At 54.4% G+C, this 19,052-nt stretch carries 18 protein-coding genes, 1 tRNA gene and 1 pseudogene; 9 read left to right on the top strand and 11 right to left on the bottom strand.

Translation table 11 applies throughout. The annotated features are described in order from the left end of the window. Positions 1 to 86 precede the first annotated feature (86 nt). The 4 genes and pseudogenes from plsY to JHD74_RS20650 all read left to right on the top strand — a co-directional run bounded on the left by plsY (position 87) and on the right by JHD74_RS20650 (position 3,990). Positions 87 to 725, top strand: coding sequence for a glycerol-3-phosphate 1-O-acyltransferase PlsY (plsY, locus tag JHD74_RS20665; protein WP_024528268.1), 639 nt, complete (start codon positions 87 to 89; stop codon positions 723 to 725). Between the two features lie 240 nt (positions 726 to 965). After that, on the top strand, positions 966 to 1,142 hold the full coding sequence (locus JHD74_RS20660) for a hypothetical protein (protein ID WP_178380937.1): 177 nt from the start codon (positions 966 to 968) through the stop codon (positions 1,140 to 1,142). Between the two features lie 53 nt (positions 1,143 to 1,195). After that, positions 1,196 to 1,378 (top strand): annotated as a pseudogene (locus JHD74_RS20655) (fimbria/pilus periplasmic chaperone); the annotation flags it as partial. A gap of 77 nt (positions 1,379 to 1,455) precedes the next feature. Next, a complete protein-coding gene (locus tag JHD74_RS20650) occupies positions 1,456 to 3,990 on the top strand; it encodes a fimbria/pilus outer membrane usher protein (RefSeq protein WP_199063409.1) in 2,535 nt (844 codons plus the stop codon). 91 nt (positions 3,991 to 4,081) lie between these two features. Here JHD74_RS20650 and tsaD read toward each other — a convergent pair whose 3' ends face one another. After that, positions 4,082 to 5,095 carry a tRNA (adenosine(37)-N6)-threonylcarbamoyltransferase complex transferase subunit TsaD gene (gene tsaD / locus JHD74_RS20645; RefSeq protein ID WP_199063404.1) on the bottom strand — a complete coding sequence of 338 codons (1,014 nt, stop codon included), beginning with the start codon at positions 5,093 to 5,095 and terminating at the stop codon, positions 4,082 to 4,084. Between the two features lie 324 nt (positions 5,096 to 5,419). On the opposite strand from tsaD, the gene rpsU reads away from it, so the two are divergent. The 3 genes from rpsU to rpoD all read left to right on the top strand — a co-directional run bounded on the left by rpsU (position 5,420) and on the right by rpoD (position 9,517). After that, positions 5,420 to 5,635, top strand: a complete 216-nt coding sequence (rpsU, locus tag JHD74_RS20640; RefSeq protein ID WP_001144069.1) for a 30S ribosomal protein S21 — start codon at positions 5,420 to 5,422, stop codon at positions 5,633 to 5,635. Positions 5,636 to 5,772: 137 nt separating this feature from the next. Next, complete coding sequence (gene dnaG, locus JHD74_RS20635; protein WP_021179484.1) at positions 5,773 to 7,521, top strand: DNA primase; 1,749 nt, start codon at positions 5,773 to 5,775, stop codon at positions 7,519 to 7,521. A gap of 157 nt (positions 7,522 to 7,678) precedes the next feature. Further along, a complete protein-coding gene (rpoD, locus tag JHD74_RS20630; protein WP_024528266.1) occupies positions 7,679 to 9,517 on the top strand; it encodes an RNA polymerase sigma factor RpoD in 1,839 nt (612 codons plus the stop codon). Between the two features lie 49 nt (positions 9,518 to 9,566). On the opposite strand, the gene mug is transcribed toward rpoD, so the two are convergent. Continuing rightward, positions 9,567 to 10,055, bottom strand: coding sequence for a G/U mismatch-specific DNA glycosylase (gene mug / locus JHD74_RS20625; protein ID WP_074031204.1), 489 nt, complete (start codon positions 10,053 to 10,055; stop codon positions 9,567 to 9,569). 148 nt (positions 10,056 to 10,203) lie between these two features. Between mug and JHD74_RS20620 the strand changes: the two genes are divergently transcribed. Then, positions 10,204 to 10,280: transfer RNA gene (locus JHD74_RS20620), tRNA-Ile, on the top strand. Positions 10,281 to 10,423: 143 nt separating this feature from the next. Here the strand turns inward: JHD74_RS20620 and JHD74_RS20615 are convergent. The 8 genes from JHD74_RS20615 to JHD74_RS20580 all read right to left on the bottom strand — a co-directional run bounded on the left by JHD74_RS20615 (position 10,424) and on the right by JHD74_RS20580 (position 17,231). Continuing rightward, positions 10,424 to 10,642 (bottom strand): DNA-binding transcriptional regulator, encoded by a 219-nt coding sequence (locus JHD74_RS20615; RefSeq protein WP_071784412.1) that lies wholly within the window; start codon positions 10,640 to 10,642, stop codon positions 10,424 to 10,426. A gap of 90 nt (positions 10,643 to 10,732) precedes the next feature. Then, positions 10,733 to 11,887 (bottom strand): phage late control D family protein, encoded by a 1,155-nt coding sequence (locus tag JHD74_RS20610; RefSeq protein ID WP_199063403.1) that lies wholly within the window; start codon positions 11,885 to 11,887, stop codon positions 10,733 to 10,735. Next, a complete protein-coding gene (locus JHD74_RS20605) occupies positions 11,884 to 12,357 on the bottom strand; it encodes a phage tail protein (RefSeq protein ID WP_186578681.1) in 474 nt (157 codons plus the stop codon). Before JHD74_RS20605 ends, JHD74_RS20610 begins: the two co-directional genes overlap by 4 nt. Positions 12,358 to 12,369: 12 nt before the next feature. Beyond that, positions 12,370 to 15,054: a phage tail tape measure protein gene (locus tag JHD74_RS20600; protein ID WP_199063402.1), complete on the bottom strand. Its 2,685-nt coding sequence runs from the start codon at positions 15,052 to 15,054 to the stop codon at positions 12,370 to 12,372. Next, positions 15,047 to 15,178 carry a GpE family phage tail protein gene (locus JHD74_RS20595; protein WP_071784415.1) on the bottom strand — a complete coding sequence of 44 codons (132 nt, stop codon included), beginning with the start codon at positions 15,176 to 15,178 and terminating at the stop codon, positions 15,047 to 15,049. The genes JHD74_RS20600 and JHD74_RS20595 overlap by 8 nt, the downstream gene beginning before the upstream one ends. A gap of 20 nt (positions 15,179 to 15,198) precedes the next feature. Further along, positions 15,199 to 15,483, bottom strand: a complete 285-nt coding sequence (locus JHD74_RS20590) for a phage tail assembly protein (RefSeq protein ID WP_024528260.1) — start codon at positions 15,481 to 15,483, stop codon at positions 15,199 to 15,201. A 54-nt stretch (positions 15,484 to 15,537) separates the two neighbouring features. Continuing rightward, positions 15,538 to 16,047, bottom strand: a complete 510-nt coding sequence (locus tag JHD74_RS20585; protein ID WP_199063400.1) for a phage major tail tube protein — start codon at positions 16,045 to 16,047, stop codon at positions 15,538 to 15,540. Positions 16,048 to 16,061: 14 nt separating this feature from the next. Next, positions 16,062 to 17,231 (bottom strand): phage tail sheath protein, encoded by a 1,170-nt coding sequence (locus JHD74_RS20580; protein ID WP_199063399.1) that lies wholly within the window; start codon positions 17,229 to 17,231, stop codon positions 16,062 to 16,064. A 283-nt stretch (positions 17,232 to 17,514) separates the two neighbouring features. On the opposite strand from JHD74_RS20580, the gene JHD74_RS20575 reads away from it, so the two are divergent. Then, a complete protein-coding gene (locus JHD74_RS20575) occupies positions 17,515 to 18,213 on the top strand; it encodes a hypothetical protein (protein ID WP_199063398.1) in 699 nt (232 codons plus the stop codon). 35 nt (positions 18,214 to 18,248) lie between these two features. Here the strand turns inward: JHD74_RS20575 and JHD74_RS20570 are convergent, their stop codons facing one another. Beyond that, positions 18,249 to 19,007 carry a hypothetical protein gene (locus JHD74_RS20570; protein ID WP_199063397.1) on the bottom strand — a complete coding sequence of 253 codons (759 nt, stop codon included), beginning with the start codon at positions 19,005 to 19,007 and terminating at the stop codon, positions 18,249 to 18,251. Positions 19,008 to 19,052 lie beyond the last annotated feature (45 nt).

Genomic DNA, 19,052 nt, shown 5'->3' with positions numbered 1-19,052 from the left:
CCTTGCCGGATACCACTTCCGACGGAATATGCGTATTATCCATAGATGTTGCGAGTAAAACGACCATTATTAGACGGAACCGCGTTATGAGTGCTACCGCGCTTGGCATGATTATCTTCGCGTATCTGTGTGGCTCAATTTCCAGCGCGATCCTGGTTTGCCGGATCGCCAGGCTACCGGATCCGCGTGAACATGGATCGGGAAACCCAGGAGCGACCAACGTCCTGCGTATCGGTGGCCGCCTGGCGGCGGCTACGGTGCTGGTGTTTGATATTCTAAAAGGGATGCTGCCAGTCTGGTTGGCCTATGCATTCAACGTTCCACCGCTGTATCTGGGCCTGACGGCGATCGCCGCCTGTCTTGGGCATATCTACCCGGTGTTCTTCCACTTCCGTGGGGGCAAAGGCGTGGCGACGGCGTTCGGCGCCATTGCACCGATCGGCTGGGATCTCACCGGCCTGATGACCGGCACCTGGCTGCTGACCGTGCTGCTGAGCGGCTATTCTTCGCTCGGGGCGATCGTCAGCGCGCTGATTGCGCCATTCTACGTCTGGTGGTTCAAACCGCAGTTTACCTTCCCGGTGGCGATGCTTTCCTGCCTGATCCTGATGCGCCATCACGACAATATCCAGCGCCTGTGGCGCGGCCAGGAAGGGAAGATCTGGGGTAAGTTCCGCAAGAAGAAAGACGGTGCTGTGGAACAGGAAGAAAAACCAGAAGAGTGATCAAGAAAGGCTGGAAACTTCAGCCTTCTAAAACCCCCAAGCCTCTAAACATATTGTGACCGAGCGTTTCTCCACATTTGAAGGTCTCGCATGGAAAAACACAGGGTCACAAGCCGCGCCTTTGGCTGACGCCCGCGATGACGGATCTCGCTTCCCCTGCGCACTGACGCCCCTAACCAAATCTTGCCATCTCGTTTGCAACGGAAATTTACGGTTTATGATCAAGAGTCAGTCTAGGGTTTGGCACAATCCCTCTCGGTGATCCAGGCAGGTAACCAGAACCAGGTAACCAATACCGCTTACGTTGACATTTCAAGCGGCAGCGCCAATCTGCCATACGCAGTGCGCTACTATGCAGAAGGTGCAACCCCGGATACCGTGGTCAGCAATGTAGTCTATTCTATTCAATATCAGTAATACCTTCCGGGAGGGGCATCCCCCCTAATTCCATATTGGGTTTGGAGTTTTTTATGAAACTTTTTTCTCAAAATATCTGCCAAATTTTTACTCTTACAGCCGCTACCTTATTCAGTGCTCACTCATTGGCTAGTGTCGTAGTAAGCGGCACTCGTGTCATTTACCCATCAGATGCTAAAGAAGTCAGCGTCAAAATCAGCAACGTGGGCCCTTCGCCGGTGCTGCTGCAAGCTTGGTGACTTCGGTATCAAGCTCTTGAGGGGGCAAGGTGTCAAAATTTTTGCGGCATATCATCTGGGATCGCATCGCCCTTATGGGGATAGCGACACTCACAATTTTTCTGGTAGGTAGAGCTCAGGCTGAAGACGCTCCTACGCCACAAACACCCCCAGCAAATCTCGAATTCGATTCGTCGTTCCTGAATGTTGATGATGAGGCATCGGTAGATCTCAGCCGTTTTGCCGAGGGTGCCTCTGCTCTGCCGGGCATTTACAAAACCGCACTGTACGTCAATGATCAACTAATCAGTAACACCGATATTGAATTCAAACCACGGGCCGACAAGTCGGTCTACCCCTGTCTGACCAGCGACATCATTAAAAATTTCGCCTTCAACTACGAGAAGCTGCCGCCAGACTTTTTTAGTCGACAGGCCGACAGTGACATGTGCCTGGATCTACAACAAAAACTACCAGAAGCGCAGGTCAATTTCGACAGCAATGAACAACGTCTGGATATCATCATCCCCCAGATTTACATGCTGAATGTCGCCCGGGGTACCGTTAGTCCAGACCTCTGGGACAGTGGGATCCCCGCCTTCCTGCTTGGCTATAACGTCAATGGTTATACCAGCGAGTCGCATGGCGAAAGCTTCAACTCATTGTTTGCCGGCGTAAACGCCGGGTTGAATCTGGGGGCCTGGTATCTGCGCCACAACGGCTCCTATAACCAGATGAGCAACGGGCCAAGCCAATACACCAGTATCAATTCTTACCTGCAGCGTGATATCCCACAATTAAAGGGCCGCATGCTTTTGGGTGAGTCGAATACCACCGGCCAGCTGTTTGATACATTGCCCTTTACCGGTGTACAACTGGCCACCGACGAACGGATGTTACCGGAGTCTCAGCGCGGTTATGCACCGGAAATTCGAGGGATTGCCCGGACAAACGCGCGAGTGACGGTAACCCAGAATGGCCAGGTATTGTATGAAACGACCGTCACGCCTGGGGAATTCCTGATCAATGACCTGTACCCAACCGGCTATGGTGGCGATCTTGTCGTCACCGTGCGTGAGTCTGATGGTACAGAGCAAACCTTTAGCGTGCCCTATGCCTCGGTGGCCCAATTGCTCCGACCGGGGTCGTCACGGTACGCGATCACTGCCGGTGAGTTGCGTGGGGAAAACCTGCGTGAGAAGCCCGCGCTGTTCCAGAGCACCTATCAATATGGCATCAACAACGCCATCACCGGTTATGGCGGCATACAGGCCAGCCAAGATTATTACGCCTTACAGCTCGGGGCCGCTTTTGGCCTACCGATTGGAGCTCTGGCCCTTGACGTTACCCAGGCTCAGACGCAGCTGAATGACAGTACTAATATGGATGGGTTGCATCGCTCTGGTGGCTCCCTGAGTGGGCAAAGATACCAACTCACTTACAGCAAGCTGATTAGTGAGACCAACAGCAACCTTTCCGTCGTGCTGCATCACTCCTCTTCGCAAGGCTACATGGACTTTTTGACGGCCATGCAAACACGAAATGCCGTAGAGCAAGGGTACGATCCGGATACGATATACCGCATTAAAGATCGCCTGACCCTGACTGCCGGGCAGGGACTGCCGGATAACTGGGGGCAGTTGTATGTCAGCGGGTCGGTGCAAAATTACTGGAACCAGGATGGCAGCGATATGCAGTACCAGGTGGGATACAATAACCGATACAAAAGTCTCTCCTATGGCATCAGTGCCAACCGTAGCCATTCCAGTCTGGGCACAATGCAGACCAACTTCCTGTTGAGTTTCAGCCTGCCTCTGGGACGGGATGACCAAACCCACACACCTCAGTTGCGTATGGACCTGTCTCACGATAGCAGTGGCCGCGATGGCCAACAGGCCACCGTTTCAGGTAGCGCCGGAGCAGAAAACCAGTTCAGCTATGGGCTAACCGCCATGAACGCTAACCAGGGGATGGGCACCAGTGGCTCCGTGAGCGGCAACTACCGTAGCCCAGTCTCAGCATTGAGTGGAACCTACAGTACGGGACGAGGCTACCAGAGCGGATCGGCTGGCATGACTGGTACGCTGATCGGCCATGCAGGGGGGCTGACCTTCACGCCATACACCTCGGATACTTTTGCTTTGGTCGAAGCCAAAGGGGCTGAAGGGGCCAGCGTGTCATCCTATCCGGGAGTGAACATCAACTCTCGAGGTTATGCATTGGTTCCTTACCTGAACCCGTACCAGATGAACGACATCAGCATTGACCCGAAAGGCACTGCGTCCGATGTCGAGCTGAACAATACCAGCCAGAAGGTGGCACCGTATTCCGGTGCAGTGGTGAAACTACAATACGCCACCAAACGGGGTACACCGATCCTGATTAATGCCACCTATCAAGAGGGGCCGGTTCCCTTTGGGGCCGACGTTTTTGATAGCAAAGGCAACAGCGTGGGGTCCGTGGGACAAGGTGGGCAAGTCTATGCCCGTGTCGCGGAAGACAAAGGGCTACTTACGGTCAAATGGGGTGAGAACAACAACATGCAATGCATCATCGGGTATATGCTCATGCCTGAGGCAAGAGACGGTACTATGGTGTCCATTCAGGTCTTCGACTCGGAATGTCAATAGAGAACCGGTGCCCCCGCTCTTTGGCTACTGTCGGTATAGCGAAAAGGCATAAACCAGCGGTATGCAGGGCCGGGATTCCGGCCCTTGGCTTTTACACCGCAGGCAGCTCTGCCAGCGGCCAGCGTGGGCGTACGGTAACGCCCAACTCCGGGTTACCCCCGTTTTTCATTCGAACCATCCCGGCATAGGCGACCATCGCCCCATTGTCGGTACAGAATTCCGGGCGGGCATAGAACACTTCGCCACCGCGTTTTTTCATCAATTCAGCCAGCTTGCTGCGCAACGTGCGGTTGGCACTGACACCACCAGCCATCACCAGGCGTTTAAACCCGGTCTGCTCCAGCGCGCGTTTGCATTTGATCGCCAGTGTATCCACCACCGCATCTTCAAAGGCACGGGCAATGTCGGCACGGGTTTGATCGTCGTTGCCGTTAGAGCGGATAGTATTGGCGGCAAAGGTTTTCAAACCGGAGAAACTGAAATCCAGCCCTGGGCGGTCCGTCATTGGGCGTGGGAAGGTAAAACGCCCTTCCGTGCCCTGCTGCGCCATTTTCGACAGCATCGGCCCGCCGGGATAATCCAGCCCTAACAGCTTGGCGGTTTTGTCGAACGCTTCGCCAGCGGCGTCGTCGACCGACTCCCCCAGCAAGGTATATTCACCAATTCCGGTCACGCTGATCAGTTGGGTATGGCCACCAGACACCAGCAGCGCCACAAACGGAAACTCCGGAGGGTTATCTTCCAGCATCGGTGCCAGTAAGTGGCCTTCCATATGATGCACCGGCACCGCAGGCACGCCCCAGGCAAACGCCAACGCGCGGCCAATGGTTGCCCCGACCAACAAAGCCCCCACCAGACCCGGCCCGGCGGTGTACGCCACGCCATCGATATCGCCAGGCTTCAGGTTCGCCTCTTTCAGTGCAGCCTGGATCAGCGGCACGGTCTTGCGCACGTGATCGCGTGAAGCCAGCTCCGGCACCACGCCGCCGTAATCGGCATGCAGTTTCACCTGGCTGTAGAGTTGGTTGGCTAACAAACCGGCTTGATCGTCATACACTGCAATACCGGTTTCATCGCAGGACGTTTCTATACCCAATACGCGCATTACATTTCCCATCATTCACGTGCGGCCGCCAGTTTATCACAATCAACGCCATTTACCGCCAGCCTGCAGCACCCTGGGCGCGATGGTGCGCTATGTCGATGATTCACAAGGTTGCCCGCCGGGTGATTAAAAACGAGCAATTTTTTCTGATTAGTCTATAATCGGCGGCCGATGCATAATTGCGCGAGTTTGCCGGAACGCGGCGTGTTTCAATTTGCTATGGTGCTTTACAAAGCAGCATCCATTGAAGTAAAATTCCGCACCATTTTGAAAAGGCTGGCGCTTGGCCAGCAGCAAACCGAATTCTATTGAGGTGAGAGGCACATGCCGGTAATTAAAGTACGTGAAAACGAGCCATTTGACGTTGCACTGCGTCGTTTCAAGCGTTCCTGCGAAAAAGCGGGTGTTTTAGCTGAAGTTCGTCGTCGTGAGTTCTATGAAAAACCGACTACCGAACGTAAACGCGCTAAAGCTTCTGCAGTAAAACGCCACGCGAAGAAACTGGCTCGCGAAAACGCACGCCGCACTCGTCTGTATTAATCCTTCGGGGGTAACCCCACCGCGTGATTTTTTTCTTTTTCAAGAACACGCAGACCGAGTAGTTGCATACGAAGGCCGTGCTTTCCGAAAGGAATGCGCGGCTTGTTCTCGTTTATAGGCAATCGTAACAGGGGCTTATGGCTGGACGAATTCCGCGTGTATTTATCAATGACTTGCTGGCTCGTACCGACATCGTCGATCTGATCGACGCCCGGGTAAAGCTTAAAAAGCAGGGCAAGAACTATCACGCGTGCTGTCCGTTCCACCACGAAAAAACGCCTTCATTCACCGTTAATGGCGACAAACAGTTTTATCACTGTTTTGGTTGTGGAGCGCACGGTAACGCCGTCGACTTCCTGATGAATTACGACAGACTCGAGTTTGTCGAAACCATCGAGGAACTGGCCACCATGCACGGGCTGGAAGTGCCTTACGAGGCAGGCACCGGACCGACGCCAATCGAACGCCATCAGCGTCAAAGCCTATATCAACTGATGGAACAGCTCAGCGCGTTCTATCAACAGTCACTGCATCAATCCAACGGGACGCAGGCGCGCAACTACCTGCAACAGCGCGGATTGAGTGACGACGTTATCCGCCATTTTGCCATCGGCTTTGCACCTGCCGGTTGGGATAATGCGTTAAAACGTTTCGGACGTGATACCGACAGCCGGGCAGCACTGAACGATGCCGGAATGTTGGTGACTAACGATCAAGGGCGCACTTACGATCGCTTCCGCGAACGGGTGATGTTCCCCATCCGCGACAAACGCGGGCGGGTAATCGCTTTTGGCGGGCGCGTACTGGGCGACGGTATGCCCAAGTACCTGAACTCGCCGGAAACCGAAGTATTCCACAAGGGCCGTCAGTTGTACGGCTTGTATGAAGCACAGCAGAGCCATGCCAACCCGCAACGTTTGCTGGTGGTCGAAGGCTATATGGACGTGGTGGCGTTAGCGCAATATGGCATTGATTATGCCGTTGCCTCACTCGGAACCTCAACAACGGCTGAACATATTCAGCTGCTGTTCCGCGCCACCGATAACGTTGTCTGCTGTTACGACGGCGACAGGGCTGGCCGTGAAGCCGCCTGGCGCGCGTTGGAAACCGCACTGCCCTATCTGAACGACGGGCGTCAGTTACGGTTTATGTTTTTGCCAGACGGCGAAGACCCGGACACCCTGGTCCGTAAAGAAGGCAAAGACGCCTTCGAACAGCGAATGGAGCTGGCGCAGCCGCTTTCCACTTTCCTGTTTGAAACGTTGATGCCACAGGTCGACCTGAGCAGCCCGGATGGCCGTGCCAAACTGAGTACTTTGGCGCTACCGCTGATCACTCAGGTACCAGGCGAGACACTGCGTCTCTACCTGCGCCAACAGCTAGGCAGCAAACTGGGCCTGCTGGACGATAGCCAGCTCGACAAGCTGATGCCCAAACAGGCGGAAAATGCGAATACTTATCAGGCGCCCCAGCTAAAACGCACAACCATGCGTATACTGATAGGATTACTGGTGCAAAATCCGCGTTTGGCTACACTTATCCCTTCCCTGGAAGGGCTCGAGCAGACTAAACAGGCGGGTTTACCGTTATTTGTTGAACTGGTGCAGACCTGTTTAGCCCAGCCGGGCCTGACTACCGGCCAGTTGCTGGAGTTGTACCGAGATAACAAATTGAGCCAGCAGCTTGAAACCTTGGCGACATGGAACCATATGATCGTTGAGGAACAAGTTGAGCAACACTTTTTAGATACTCTGACGAATCTCTATGACTCGGTGCTGGAAAAACGTCAGGAAGATTTGATCGCACGTGACAGAACGCATGGCCTGAATGCAGACGAACGCAAGGAACTCTGGTCATTACAACTGGCATTGGCGAAGAAAGACTGAATACCAAACGGCTTAAGTGCCGATAAATGCGAGGGCAGAGCCCTGCAATATGCCGCCACAGTGGGCCGCGGCAACAACAAAAACGCCCCAAATGCTATTGTTGGCGGTTTCGCCGACCGACACCAACCCAAATACTCTGAAGTGTGGATACCGTCTTATGGAGCAAAACCCGCAGTCACAGCTTAAACTTCTTGTCCAACGTGGTAAGGAGCAAGGCTATCTGACCTATGCTGAGGTCAATGACCATCTGCCGGAAGATATCGTCGACTCCGATCAGATCGAAGACATCATCCAGATGATTAACGACATGGGCATCCAGGTGATGGAAGAAGCACCGGACGCCGATGACCTGCTGCTGGCTGAAAACACCAACAGCACAGACGAAGATGCGGAAGAAGCTGCCGCTCAGGTGCTGTCCAGCGTAGAATCTGAAATCGGGCGTACCACTGACCCAGTGCGCATGTACATGCGTGAAATGGGTACCGTTGAGTTGCTGACGCGTGAAGGCGAAATCGACATCGCCAAGCGTATCGAAGACGGCATCAACCAGGTGCAGTGCTCGGTTGCTGAGTACCCTGAAGCCATCACCTATCTGCTGGAGCAGTACGATCGTGTCGAGGCTGGCGAAGCACGCCTGTCCGATCTGATCACCGGCTTCGTCGATCCTAACGCGGAAGAAGACATCGCACCTACCGCAACGCACATCGGTTCTGAATTAACCACCGAAGAGCAGGACGACGACGAAAAAGACGAAGACGAAGAAGACGAAGCTGAAGACGACAACAGCATCGACCCTGAACTGGCGCGCCAGAAGTTTACCGATCTGCGCGATCAGTACGAAGCCACTCGTCTGGTTATCAAAAAGAACGGCCGCAGCCACGCCAGCGCAGCAGAAGAGATCCTGAAGCTGTCTGAAGTGTTCAAGCAGTTCCGCCTGGTGCCAAAACAGTTCGACTTCCTGGTCAACAGCATGCGTACCATGATGGATCGCGTTCGTACGCAAGAACGTATCATCATGAAGCTGTGCGTTGAGCAGTGCAAAATGCCGAAGAAAAACTTCGTCACCCTGTTCGCTGGCAACGAAACCAGCGATACCTGGTTCGCAGCGGCACTGGCAATGGGTAAACCATGGTCAGAGAAGCTGAAAGACGTTAATGAAGATGTTCAGCGCAGCCTGCAAAAACTGCGTCAGATCGAAGAAGAAACCGGCCTGACCATCGAGCAGGTGAAAGACATCAACCGTCGTATGTCGATCGGTGAAGCGAAAGCCCGCCGCGCGAAGAAAGAGATGGTTGAAGCCAACTTGCGTCTGGTTATCTCGATCGCCAAGAAATACACCAACCGTGGCCTGCAGTTCCTGGATCTGATCCAAGAAGGCAACATCGGCTTGATGAAAGCGGTAGACAAGTTTGAATACCGCCGTGGCTACAAGTTCTCAACTTACGCCACCTGGTGGATCCGTCAGGCTATCACCCGCTCTATCGCCGACCAGGCACGTACCATCCGTATTCCGGTGCATATGATTGAGACTATCAACAAGCTCAACCGTATTTCGCGCCAGATGCTGCAAGAGATGGGCCGTGAACCAACGCCGGAAGAGCTGGCCGAGCGTATGCTGATGCCAGAAGACAAAATCCGTAAGGTGCTGAAGATCGCCAAAGAGCCGATCTCCATGGAAACGCCGATTGGTGATGATGAAGATTCACATCTGGGCGATTTCATCGAGGATACCACCCTCGAGCTGCCACTGGATTCTGCTACTTCTGAAAGCCTGCGTTCTGCCACGCACGACGTCCTGGCTGGCCTGACCGCACGTGAAGCGAAGGTGCTGCGTATGCGTTTCGGTATCGATATGAACACTGACCACACGCTGGAAGAAGTGGGCAAACAGTTCGACGTTACCCGTGAGCGTATTCGTCAGATCGAAGCCAAAGCGTTGCGTAAACTGCGCCACCCAAGCCGTTCAGAAGTGCTGCGTAGCTTCCTGGATGACTAAGGTTTAACGACCTCGTAAGAACCCCGGCTCGCCGGGGTTTTTTTATGCCTTATTTCAGCGCGAGGAATAGCTCGCGGTAACTCTCGGTAAGCTGCTCCAGCGTGGCACGGTTCAATCCGCTGGGATTAGGCAATACCCACACCTCGGTTTTACCCAGCATCATTTCCTGTCGCCCCCAGGCTGCATTACGCACGCCAAACGCACTGCTGAACGCCTGTTTCCCCAGGATCGCCAAAGCACGCGGTTGGTAACGCAGAATTTTTTCTTTGAGCACCTCTCCACCACCGCGCAGCTCATCACGTGACAGTTCGCTGGCAGCCACCGTTGGGCGCGCGACCAGAGCGGTGATCCCGCAGCCATTATCTTGCAGTTGTAGCCACTGTTCCGGTGCCAACTGGCGATCGGTGAAACCCGCCTGATGGATCACCTTCCAGAAGCGGTTACTGCCGTTGGCAAAGGGATAGCCCTGATGGGCAGAGGAAAGACCAGGATTGATGCCGCAGAACACCACCTGTAGGTTTGGCGCCAAGAGTTCCATGAGTATCACCAGTCCGTTAAAAGAAATTAACAGCGGTTATCGCAAAATCTGCCTGCAATTACAACAGGCTAGAACTGTGCATAAAAACATCATATGGTTTTATGGGTGTAGACCTGTATCCCATGATTACCGTATAATCACGCCGCCTGGCCCCTTAGCTCAGTTGGTTAGAGCAGGCGACTCATAATCGCTTGGTCACTGGTTCAAGTCCAGTAGGGGCCACCAAATTTTAGCTTTAAAATCATATAATTAAGCCACCTTCCACGGTGGATTTTTTATTATCTAAAATTTCAGTGGCGATAAAGTGGCGGTGGATTTTGGCAGTGGAAACCTCCAGGCCAAAAAAACCTGCTTTCGCAGGCTTCTTGTCAGATCCAAAGTGCTCCCTGATTTCCCCTGGTTGGGTGTGGCGGCACGATATCAATCTTCCCCGGCGTCACGATTTGGCGTTGGATAGACTCCAGGGTCACAAACGTACAACTACAGTTTATGTTTTGACATTGGTGATAACGCTCTTTGGTGTTCTCACTCAGATAACGGCTTGTACGGGCATGTGCTGCTGTTCGGCATAGCGGGCAATGCATCATCTACTATCCCCTCCTCCTTAGCTCATTTCCCGCGATAATACGCCGCACGATCAGAAAAAAAACTTACTTTAAGTGAATTTACAATTCTGATTATTCACTTTTTGAAACTCTATAATTCACATCAGACAACAAAACCTCTAACTCTACCGCCGTCGTAAAACCGCTGTTACTCAGGTTATGCACCACCTTGCTCACGATCCAGGGTTGTGCGTCGATCACCTGTTTAAACCCGCTCACCTGCACCGGGGTTTCCGGTACGAGATCCGCACGGCCCATGGCAAGGGATAACGAGAACTCGGCCACACCGCGCTGTAGCGTCTCCCATTTGGCCTGCGCGGCACGCATAGCAGCGGCTTGCGTGGCGTAGACCGTCGGGAGGGTGAACACGTTATCTTCCGCGCCGACCAGGTATTCCCCTTTCTGCGGTTCAGCCGGTTTAGCTGCCTTCTGTATGGCCGGTTTGGCCTTCGGGTGTTGCAGTGCACGCAGGTGCTGCGTTTTGGGTTTGCGCTGCAGTTTCACCTTCTGCGGTTTGGGCTGTCGGGTGTTAAGCCAGCTTGCGGTCACGCCCGTGTAGGCATCCCGATCGGCCAGGCTGAAGTTGTGCCGATCGCCATCACGGCGGGTAATAGTCATCACCGGCAGCGGTTTGCCGTTCACCGTGGTGCCGTTCCCTGGGCGGATAAACAGCAGGCACCCATTTTTAACGGCGGCCACTGCGCCATTGAGCGAGGCCAGTCGGGTAGCAAACGCCGCGTCTGTTTCCTGTGTCTGGTCGATATGGCTGATTTTTATCGCATCCAACCCGGCGGCCAACTTGGCGGTAAGCGTATTGCGTGCAGCAATCTGCTGCACGATGTCCCCCAGGGTGGTGTCGTGGTAAGAGGCTTCCCGACGGGTATTGAGCGAGCCCCTAAAATCGGCGCTACGTGCGCGGATCGTCAGCGTATCCGGTGCGCCCCGATGTTCCACCTCATCCACCGTAAACCGCCCTTTGTGTATCAGTTGTGAGCCCTGCCAACCGAGCGCCAGTGACAGCACCGCATTACGCTGCGGCATCACCATCAGGCCGTCGCTGTCGTCCAGTTCGATATCGAGCTGGTCAGCCTCAAAGCCTCGGTTATCCGTCAGCGTTAACGACAGCAGCCGGGCGCGGATGTTATGCGTGATGTCATTTCCCTGTAGGGTCAGGGAGAAGTCCGGGGCAATGCGCGCCCCAGCGGGTAAGGATACGTCGGTTATCATGACAAGAACCCGCCCACCTTTCCGGCCAGTTCCCCGGCTTGCCCGTACAGCTCCCCCGCCTGCTGTCGCAGGTCGCCAAACATCGCCGCCAGCGACTCATCGACCCGTTTTAACGTCAGCGTAAACTCGGTGCGGCGCGGGCTGCCGTCGGCAAAGAACTGGCTGTGTGTCTCGCTCACCGACTCGATCACGAACATACCGTAAATGGTGCCGGTGCCTTCAATCAGCGGCCAGGCGCGGCCCTGCTCCGCCATCAACTGCACGGTCAGCAGTGACCAGCGTCCGCCGGTGATTTCTGGCAGCAACACCCCGGATAACGTGATTTTCTCCTCATCCAACCCCAGGAACTGCGCGGCAGGCCGCTGCCCCACCCGGCCATTGGTCGGCCAGCGGTAATCCGCCGTGCGCTGCATCGACTGGTAAGGCAGCGTCTGCAGCATGAAAACAAAGAACCCTAATGTCAGCATCATGAAGATTTTCCTCTAGTTGGTCATGGCACTGCGCGCACGGGCGCGGCGTTCGCGCTCTTGCCGCGCCTGCGCCTCATTCAACAACCGGATAACCTCTTCCTGGCTCATCCCTGGGGGAACGACAACATCAAACTTGTTATGCGTCACGCTGTTGTCGGTGTAGGCGCTGGACGCCCCCGGCACCACCGGTGTGTAACGCTGCGGGGCTAACGGCTTGGCGGCCTGGACATTCACCGACGGCGCGGGCTGTTCTGGGGCCATGGCGGATGTCGTGGGCTGGTCGGGTGCCTCAACCTCCGGTGACAAAGCGATGGCTGCCGGGGAAACCTGCACCACGGGCGGTGGTAAAGTCGTGTTAGAAGCCACATTAATCACCGGGGCCGGTAACACACCAGTCGCGCCCACGGGCGGAGCCGTTTTCACTAGCGGTACAGGATTGGCCGCCAGCAAGCCACCGCTGGGCGAATAACCCAGCCCGTCGGTACCGGTAGCCGTCGGGGCATTGATCACCGTCTGCTTATCCAACTCGGCGGTTTCGTCCTTCATCAATCCAAGCTTTTTCGCCAGCCAACCGACCTTGCTGCCGAGCTTCTCCAGTACCTGCATGGGCAGGTTCAATGCGCCCGCAATGGCGGATCCAAACTTGCGCCCCATCTCGGCGGCGCTTTGTAGCTCGGCCTGGATAGACTTCACCGGGGCCAGCAGCGCCATAAACCAGTCATAGACGGCTTTAATCTTCTCGCCAAACCAGTCGAAAATCGGCTTGAGCGGTGAGAAGGCCGCAGCCACCGGAGCCATAGCCGCCTTAAAGCCTTCGGCCACGCCACCGATAAAGGCGCTGATCGGCTCCCAATATTTGCGGATAAGCAACGCACCAGCCGCCACAGCGGCAATCAATGCCAGCACCGGCCAGGTAATGGCCGTAAACGCTGCCGCAACCGCGCCCCCCACCACAGTAAACACGGTGCCCAACAACCCGGCACCGGCCACCAACATATTGACCCCGGCCATCACCGACCAGGCAATCAGACCGAGCGCGGCCAGCCCACCAATAAGCGCAGTGACTCCGGCGGTGACTTTCACCAGGGTGCCGACCAGTTCAGGATTGGCCCTTACCCAGGAGCCAGCGGTTGCCAGCCAATTCGTTGCAGTGGTGGTCAGTTGACGCAGCGCATTGTTCTGCCCGTCGAACACCTCAATACGCACGTCTTCCCAGGCGGAGAACAGGTTTTTCAGGTCGCCGTCCAGGTTGTCTACCTTGACCTTGGCGATCTGCGCGGTCGCGCCCTGGGAGCGAGTGACCGTGTCGTGTTTGGTCGCCAACTTGCCGTTACCGGCGGCACCGATCAGCTTGATAGCGCCTTTCATCGCCTCTTCGCCAAAAATCACCTTCAGGTACTCCGCCTGCTGCGCGGTACCTAGTTTGTGTTTTTTAAACGACGAATCGATTTTCTTGAGAATACCGGCAATCGGCAGCATGTTGCCTTTGTCGTCCTGGGTTTTTACCCCCAACTCTGACAACGCATCCCCCGCTTGCCCAACCGGGGACTGAAGGCGGGTAAACATCGCGCTGGTCGCCGTCCCGGCCATGCTGCCCTTGATGCCGTTATCCGCCAGTACGCCGAGCATCGCGGTGGTGTCTTCAATGCTGGCCCCGGCGGCTTCGGCAATCGGCGCGACATACTTCATCGCCTCGCCAAAATCCATCAGGTTGCTATTGGAGCTGGTGAACCCCTTGGTCATCACATCGGCAACACGCTGCACCTCATCGATCGGCAGGTTAAACGCCGATTGCATGTTAGTGATGATGTCTGCCGCGTCGGCAATGTCCAAATCAGACGCCAACGCCAGATTGACGGTGGACTCGGTCGATTTGAGGATGGCGTTACCGTCAAAACCAGATTTAGCCAACACCGATTGGGTACGGGCGACATCGGTCGGAGAAAACGCCGTGGTCGCGCCAATGTCCCTCGCCTGTTGGCGTATCGCCGCCAGTTGCTGGTCATTCTTTGCCAGTCCCAGGGTGGCCTGGGTATCCGACATCTGCCGGTCAAACTCGACGCCCGGTGCAATAAACCGGCTTTCGGCGTACAGCCCGGCAGTGGCAACCCCGACCCCAGCGGCACTGGCATTGCGTACTGATCCGGCCAGCACTTTACCACTCTGGTAACGTGCATTGACGCGGTTCACTGCACTCTGCTTTTGGCTCAGGCGTTCCAGCTCTTGCCGCTGACGTGCCAGGCTAACGCTGGCCTCAGTCACGCTGGCTTTTAACCGGCGCTGTTCGGCGCTCAGGTTACGGGTAGCGATGCCGTCAGCGTTGAGTGCCTCCCGCTGGCGTTGCACCGACTGGCGCAGGCCGTTGTATTTGGTTTGCAGCTCATTGGCGGCCCGTTTGGATGCGGCCAGTAACCGCGCCTGTTGCGCCGTCGGGTTTGCCGTGGCCCTGAACTGCACGGCCAGGGCTGCCGCTTCGGCCTTGGCCTTTTTGAGTGCCTCGCCGGTGACCGCCAATTGCCCGTTGGTTTTACGAAACCCCTCAATCCGGCGCGCCTGTGCGTCCAGGGATTTGAGGGTACCCTGAGTCACGTTGATATCCGCGGCCAGCTTTTTACTGGCCTGCTGGATACTCTTGAGCGGGCGGGTGGCCTGGTCGACAGCCTTCAACAACACCTGAAGCTGTAGCCGATTACTCATGGTTCACTCCACTGCGTTGCACCGCTTTATCCCGCCAGTTCAGCAGCTCGGTGAGCGACATCCCGGCCATTTCCGACGGCGGCCAGTGGAATATCACCGCAATATCCGCCATCAGATCATCCACGCCCAGGCGGGCGTCCAGTGCTACGCTGCCGAGTTCGGCGACAAAAAACCGACAACCTTACCGGCCAGTGCCACCAGGTCAGGCAACTCCAGGCGGTGGCATTCGTCTTTGGTCAGGTTCGGGTAGGTCATGCGCGGCAGGACAATCAGCAGCGCATCAACATCGGCATTGGCAACAGCCGCCAGCCCGACACCACGCAGAGTGCCTGCGTTGGGCTTGGTGATACGGACTTCTGTAATGGTGGTGTCACCGCGTTGGATCGGGTTTTCCAGCGTCACCAGGTTGTCATCTTTTTCGTCTTTCATGATGTTCTCTCAACAAACAGGGATGGCAGCCAGCCGGGTAGACTGGCGCAAGAATTACAGGCCGATGGCTTTGCGGTGTTCGGCCAGGCGGTCAACGCCGTTGACCTTCTCCACCATATGCACGGTGTCGATTTCAATCAGCTCTTTACCGTCAATGGTCAGCTTGAAGTAGGTGCATTCGGTCGCCACCTTGGTTTCGGTGTCTTCCCCTTGCTTGTACTCGCCAAAGTCGATTTCCTTATGGCGACCACGCAACACCACCTCCACGGCGGAGACCTCACCGGTATCGTCACGCTGGAAGGAACCGGCAAAGCACAGCGGCACGGCATCGACGCTGCCCCACTGTTGCAACACCAATTCATCCAGGCCGCCCATCGACCACTCCAGGGCCAGCGCGTCATCGTCCAGCCCCATATCGGTAGATGCAGCACCGTTCATGCCGCCTCCGCGATACTTCTCCAGCTTGCGGGTGAGCTTGGGCAAGGTGAGCGAGGACACCACGCCCATATAGCTGTAACCGTCGTTGAACAGGTTCAGGTACTTCAGTTTTTTCGGCAGTGCCATAACGCAACGGCTCCTTAGCGGTTCACGGACGCGGCGAACGTCACCAGATACTTGTCGGTGATACGCTGGCGCAGGGTTAAATCTTCCAGCGGTGGCACTGGGGTATAGTCGTAATCGATAAACAGCTTGCCGGCCTTAAGGGTTTCTTTGTCGTTGGCGCTGTCGTCATACCAGCAATCCCCGTCGATAATCAGCCCGGCGGATTTCAGTTCACGGAATTTGGCCTTGATGCCGTCGATCATGTCGCGGATCAGCGTGGGCGTAACCGGGCGGTCAACGGCCCACAGGTGCGCCTCGGCCATGGTGTCGGCAATCACCTGCGCGGTGCGGGTGTAGTTCTCAAACAGGAACAGCGGATCATCCGAACAGGTGCGGGAGCCCCAGAACTTGAAACCGTCTTTGCGGATCAGTGTGGTGACACAGGCTTCATTGAGCAGATCAGCATCGGTGCCCGGTGACTGTAAATCCCAGAACACCGAGGCGCTGATACCGGTCACGCCATTGACGCCGACGTTGGACAGGGTTTTGTGCCAGCCGGTTTCCGTGTCGATTTTGGCACGCAGACCGAGCGCACGGGCGGTGGCCGTGGCAATATCGCTGCTGTTGGCGGTGGTATTCCAGGTGATAAATTCAGGCCAGATCAGCATCAGTTCACGCTGGCTGAAGTTGTCGCGATACTTGATGGCCTCCGACACGGTTTTACAACCGAACGCGCTGATATAACCAAAGGCGCGCAACTGCTGGCAGACGCTGGCAAGAGCCGTCGCCACCGCTTGGTTATCCAATCCAGGAACGCCGAGGATACGCGGTTTAACCCCGCATTCTGCTTGCGCGGCCAATAGCGCTTTCATGCCGGTATAGCGGCCATTCTCATCCGCACCGCCGATGATGTTGGAGGTGGTTTCGGCTTCGTCTTTGCCTTCGGCCACACGCACCACCACCGTAACCGGTTTGGCCTGTTCGGCAATGGCGCGCAGTGACGCGGCCAGGGTGCCTTTTTTACCGGCCTTGCCACTGGCGGCCAGCACGTTGGTGATCAATACCGGGGTGTTGAGGGGAAACAGCGTGGCATCGGCATCTTCCCCGGTGCAGACCATGCCGACGATGGCCGTCGAAACGGTAGAGATTACGCGGGTGCCATCGTTGATTTCGATGACACGTACGCCGTGATGATAGTCAGCCATAAGCGGCTTGCTCCGTTGTGAGTTGGTGCAAACAGCATGCCGCCAGGCAGACAAAGCTGCACGTGGTGACGGATGGAAGGCCGACCAGACAACGAAATGTGCCCAAGGTGCACAAGAACCAATGGGCACGATAAGTAAAAATCTCTTTACCAAGATATTGATTTTTCTTGTCAGGAGGTAGATAACATTACTGTCAAAAAAATAATCACTTAGCGAAAGCACCCTACTACACTCAGTGGTGATTGAGCTGTGAACTAACCAACCTTTTTATCTGGGTAACATTATGGCTATGGATAAGAAACTCGCTCTCTACCTCTCGCCCTTAATTTTATTTTCATCATTGACCTTCGCTAAGATCCCTACAGAAAGTGAAATCAATCAAAATATATTCAGCAACAACACGGATTTATCACAATCGTTCTTTTTTGAAAAAAAAGATAGCTCAAAGACTTTTGTGCACTCTTGCTCAGAGTTTAATGACGCATATTTGAAGTATGGTTCGCCTATTGAAAAGACAAGTAGCACCAATGAATTCAATACTCTTAAATACAATCTTTCATCTTGCTTACTAATTAAGTCCATCAACCCGAAAGACATAAATGAAAAAAAGAATGGGGTGACAGGCATTGATGTTAACTCGTTGCCTCGTAAACTACCCGCCAACATTTATCATGCAATCAACGATGATGATATTAAGAAAAGAAAGAGCGCTATCAAAGATGGAAAGACACTTCACGACATAGACATGAGCATCAAATACGCAGGCTTAGCAGACGGGAGTTACAACTTTAGTGATAGTGTTAACGGCATCTATTATCTATCGTTCCTGGGAAAAACAACGTTAAAGGGCAAGCAAGACGTGTATATTCTTGAACAAGGTTACGCTATTAAAGATGCCACAGTTCAAGATTCACGCTACTTCTTACTGACAAAAAACAAAAACGGTAGTTTCTCTGTCGCCAAAGAAATTCGTGTATTTTGATTAGCCGCCCCTAGGGGCGGCATATCTGTTAAATCTTAGTGCTCACTGCGTCGTGCTTCCTCCTCAGCCCTCTGCTCTGCCGCAAATTGAATAGCGCGTGCTTCATTGAAGGTATCGCTGACAAACTTATTTCGAGCTGCGTTTGCATCCGGTCGTTTAGATTCAATGGCAGCTTTAGCCCAGTCTTTTTTATTGACAGCTGTGTTAAAGTTAGTGAATTTCCCAAGACCTGCAACACCTAATTGATAAATCATATCGTGCAAGGCCACTTGGATCTTCAGACTAAAATCATAAAAACTTGGGTATCGATCGCGTAGAGACTTGCGGTCATTATCAACATAGGCACGGAATGAAGATTTAATTTCAGCCTCACTCAGTGTCAATGAACCTGATGACTTATAAGCGGAAGCAATCTTTCCTTTACCGACCGACTTAACACGATCGAACTCTGCCTTGATTTCTGCTGCCGTTGCCCGTTTCCCATCAGTTTTTAAAAAACCCATTTTTTGTGCCGCTGCAACAGAAGGCAACTTAATTCCGACACCTACAGTAACATTACCATTGCTATCAAGATACATGTAAGGGACTTTGCTTTCATTTTCGAGAAGTTTTGCGTAAACCGCATTAAATTCAGCATCATTCATTTTTTCACTTCGATTGATACTTGATGAACTGCCATCTCTTCCATTATCTGCCCCACCATGAGTTGTATCACCAAAACCACCACTGCCAGTGACTGTCATTGTGTCATTATCATCGTTTGGAGCGCAAAGCACATATTTGATGAAATTCATTTTTTATTCCTTTTAATTATGAGTATGTAACCGGTAACTCGACGT

This window comes from Serratia sp. ASV30 (assembly GCF_016428815.1).
Lineage (GTDB): Bacteria > Pseudomonadota > Gammaproteobacteria > Enterobacterales > Enterobacteriaceae > Chania > Chania fonticola_C.
The sequence above is the reverse complement of the archived record's forward strand: the minus strand, read 5'-3'. Positions and strand labels throughout refer to the sequence as shown.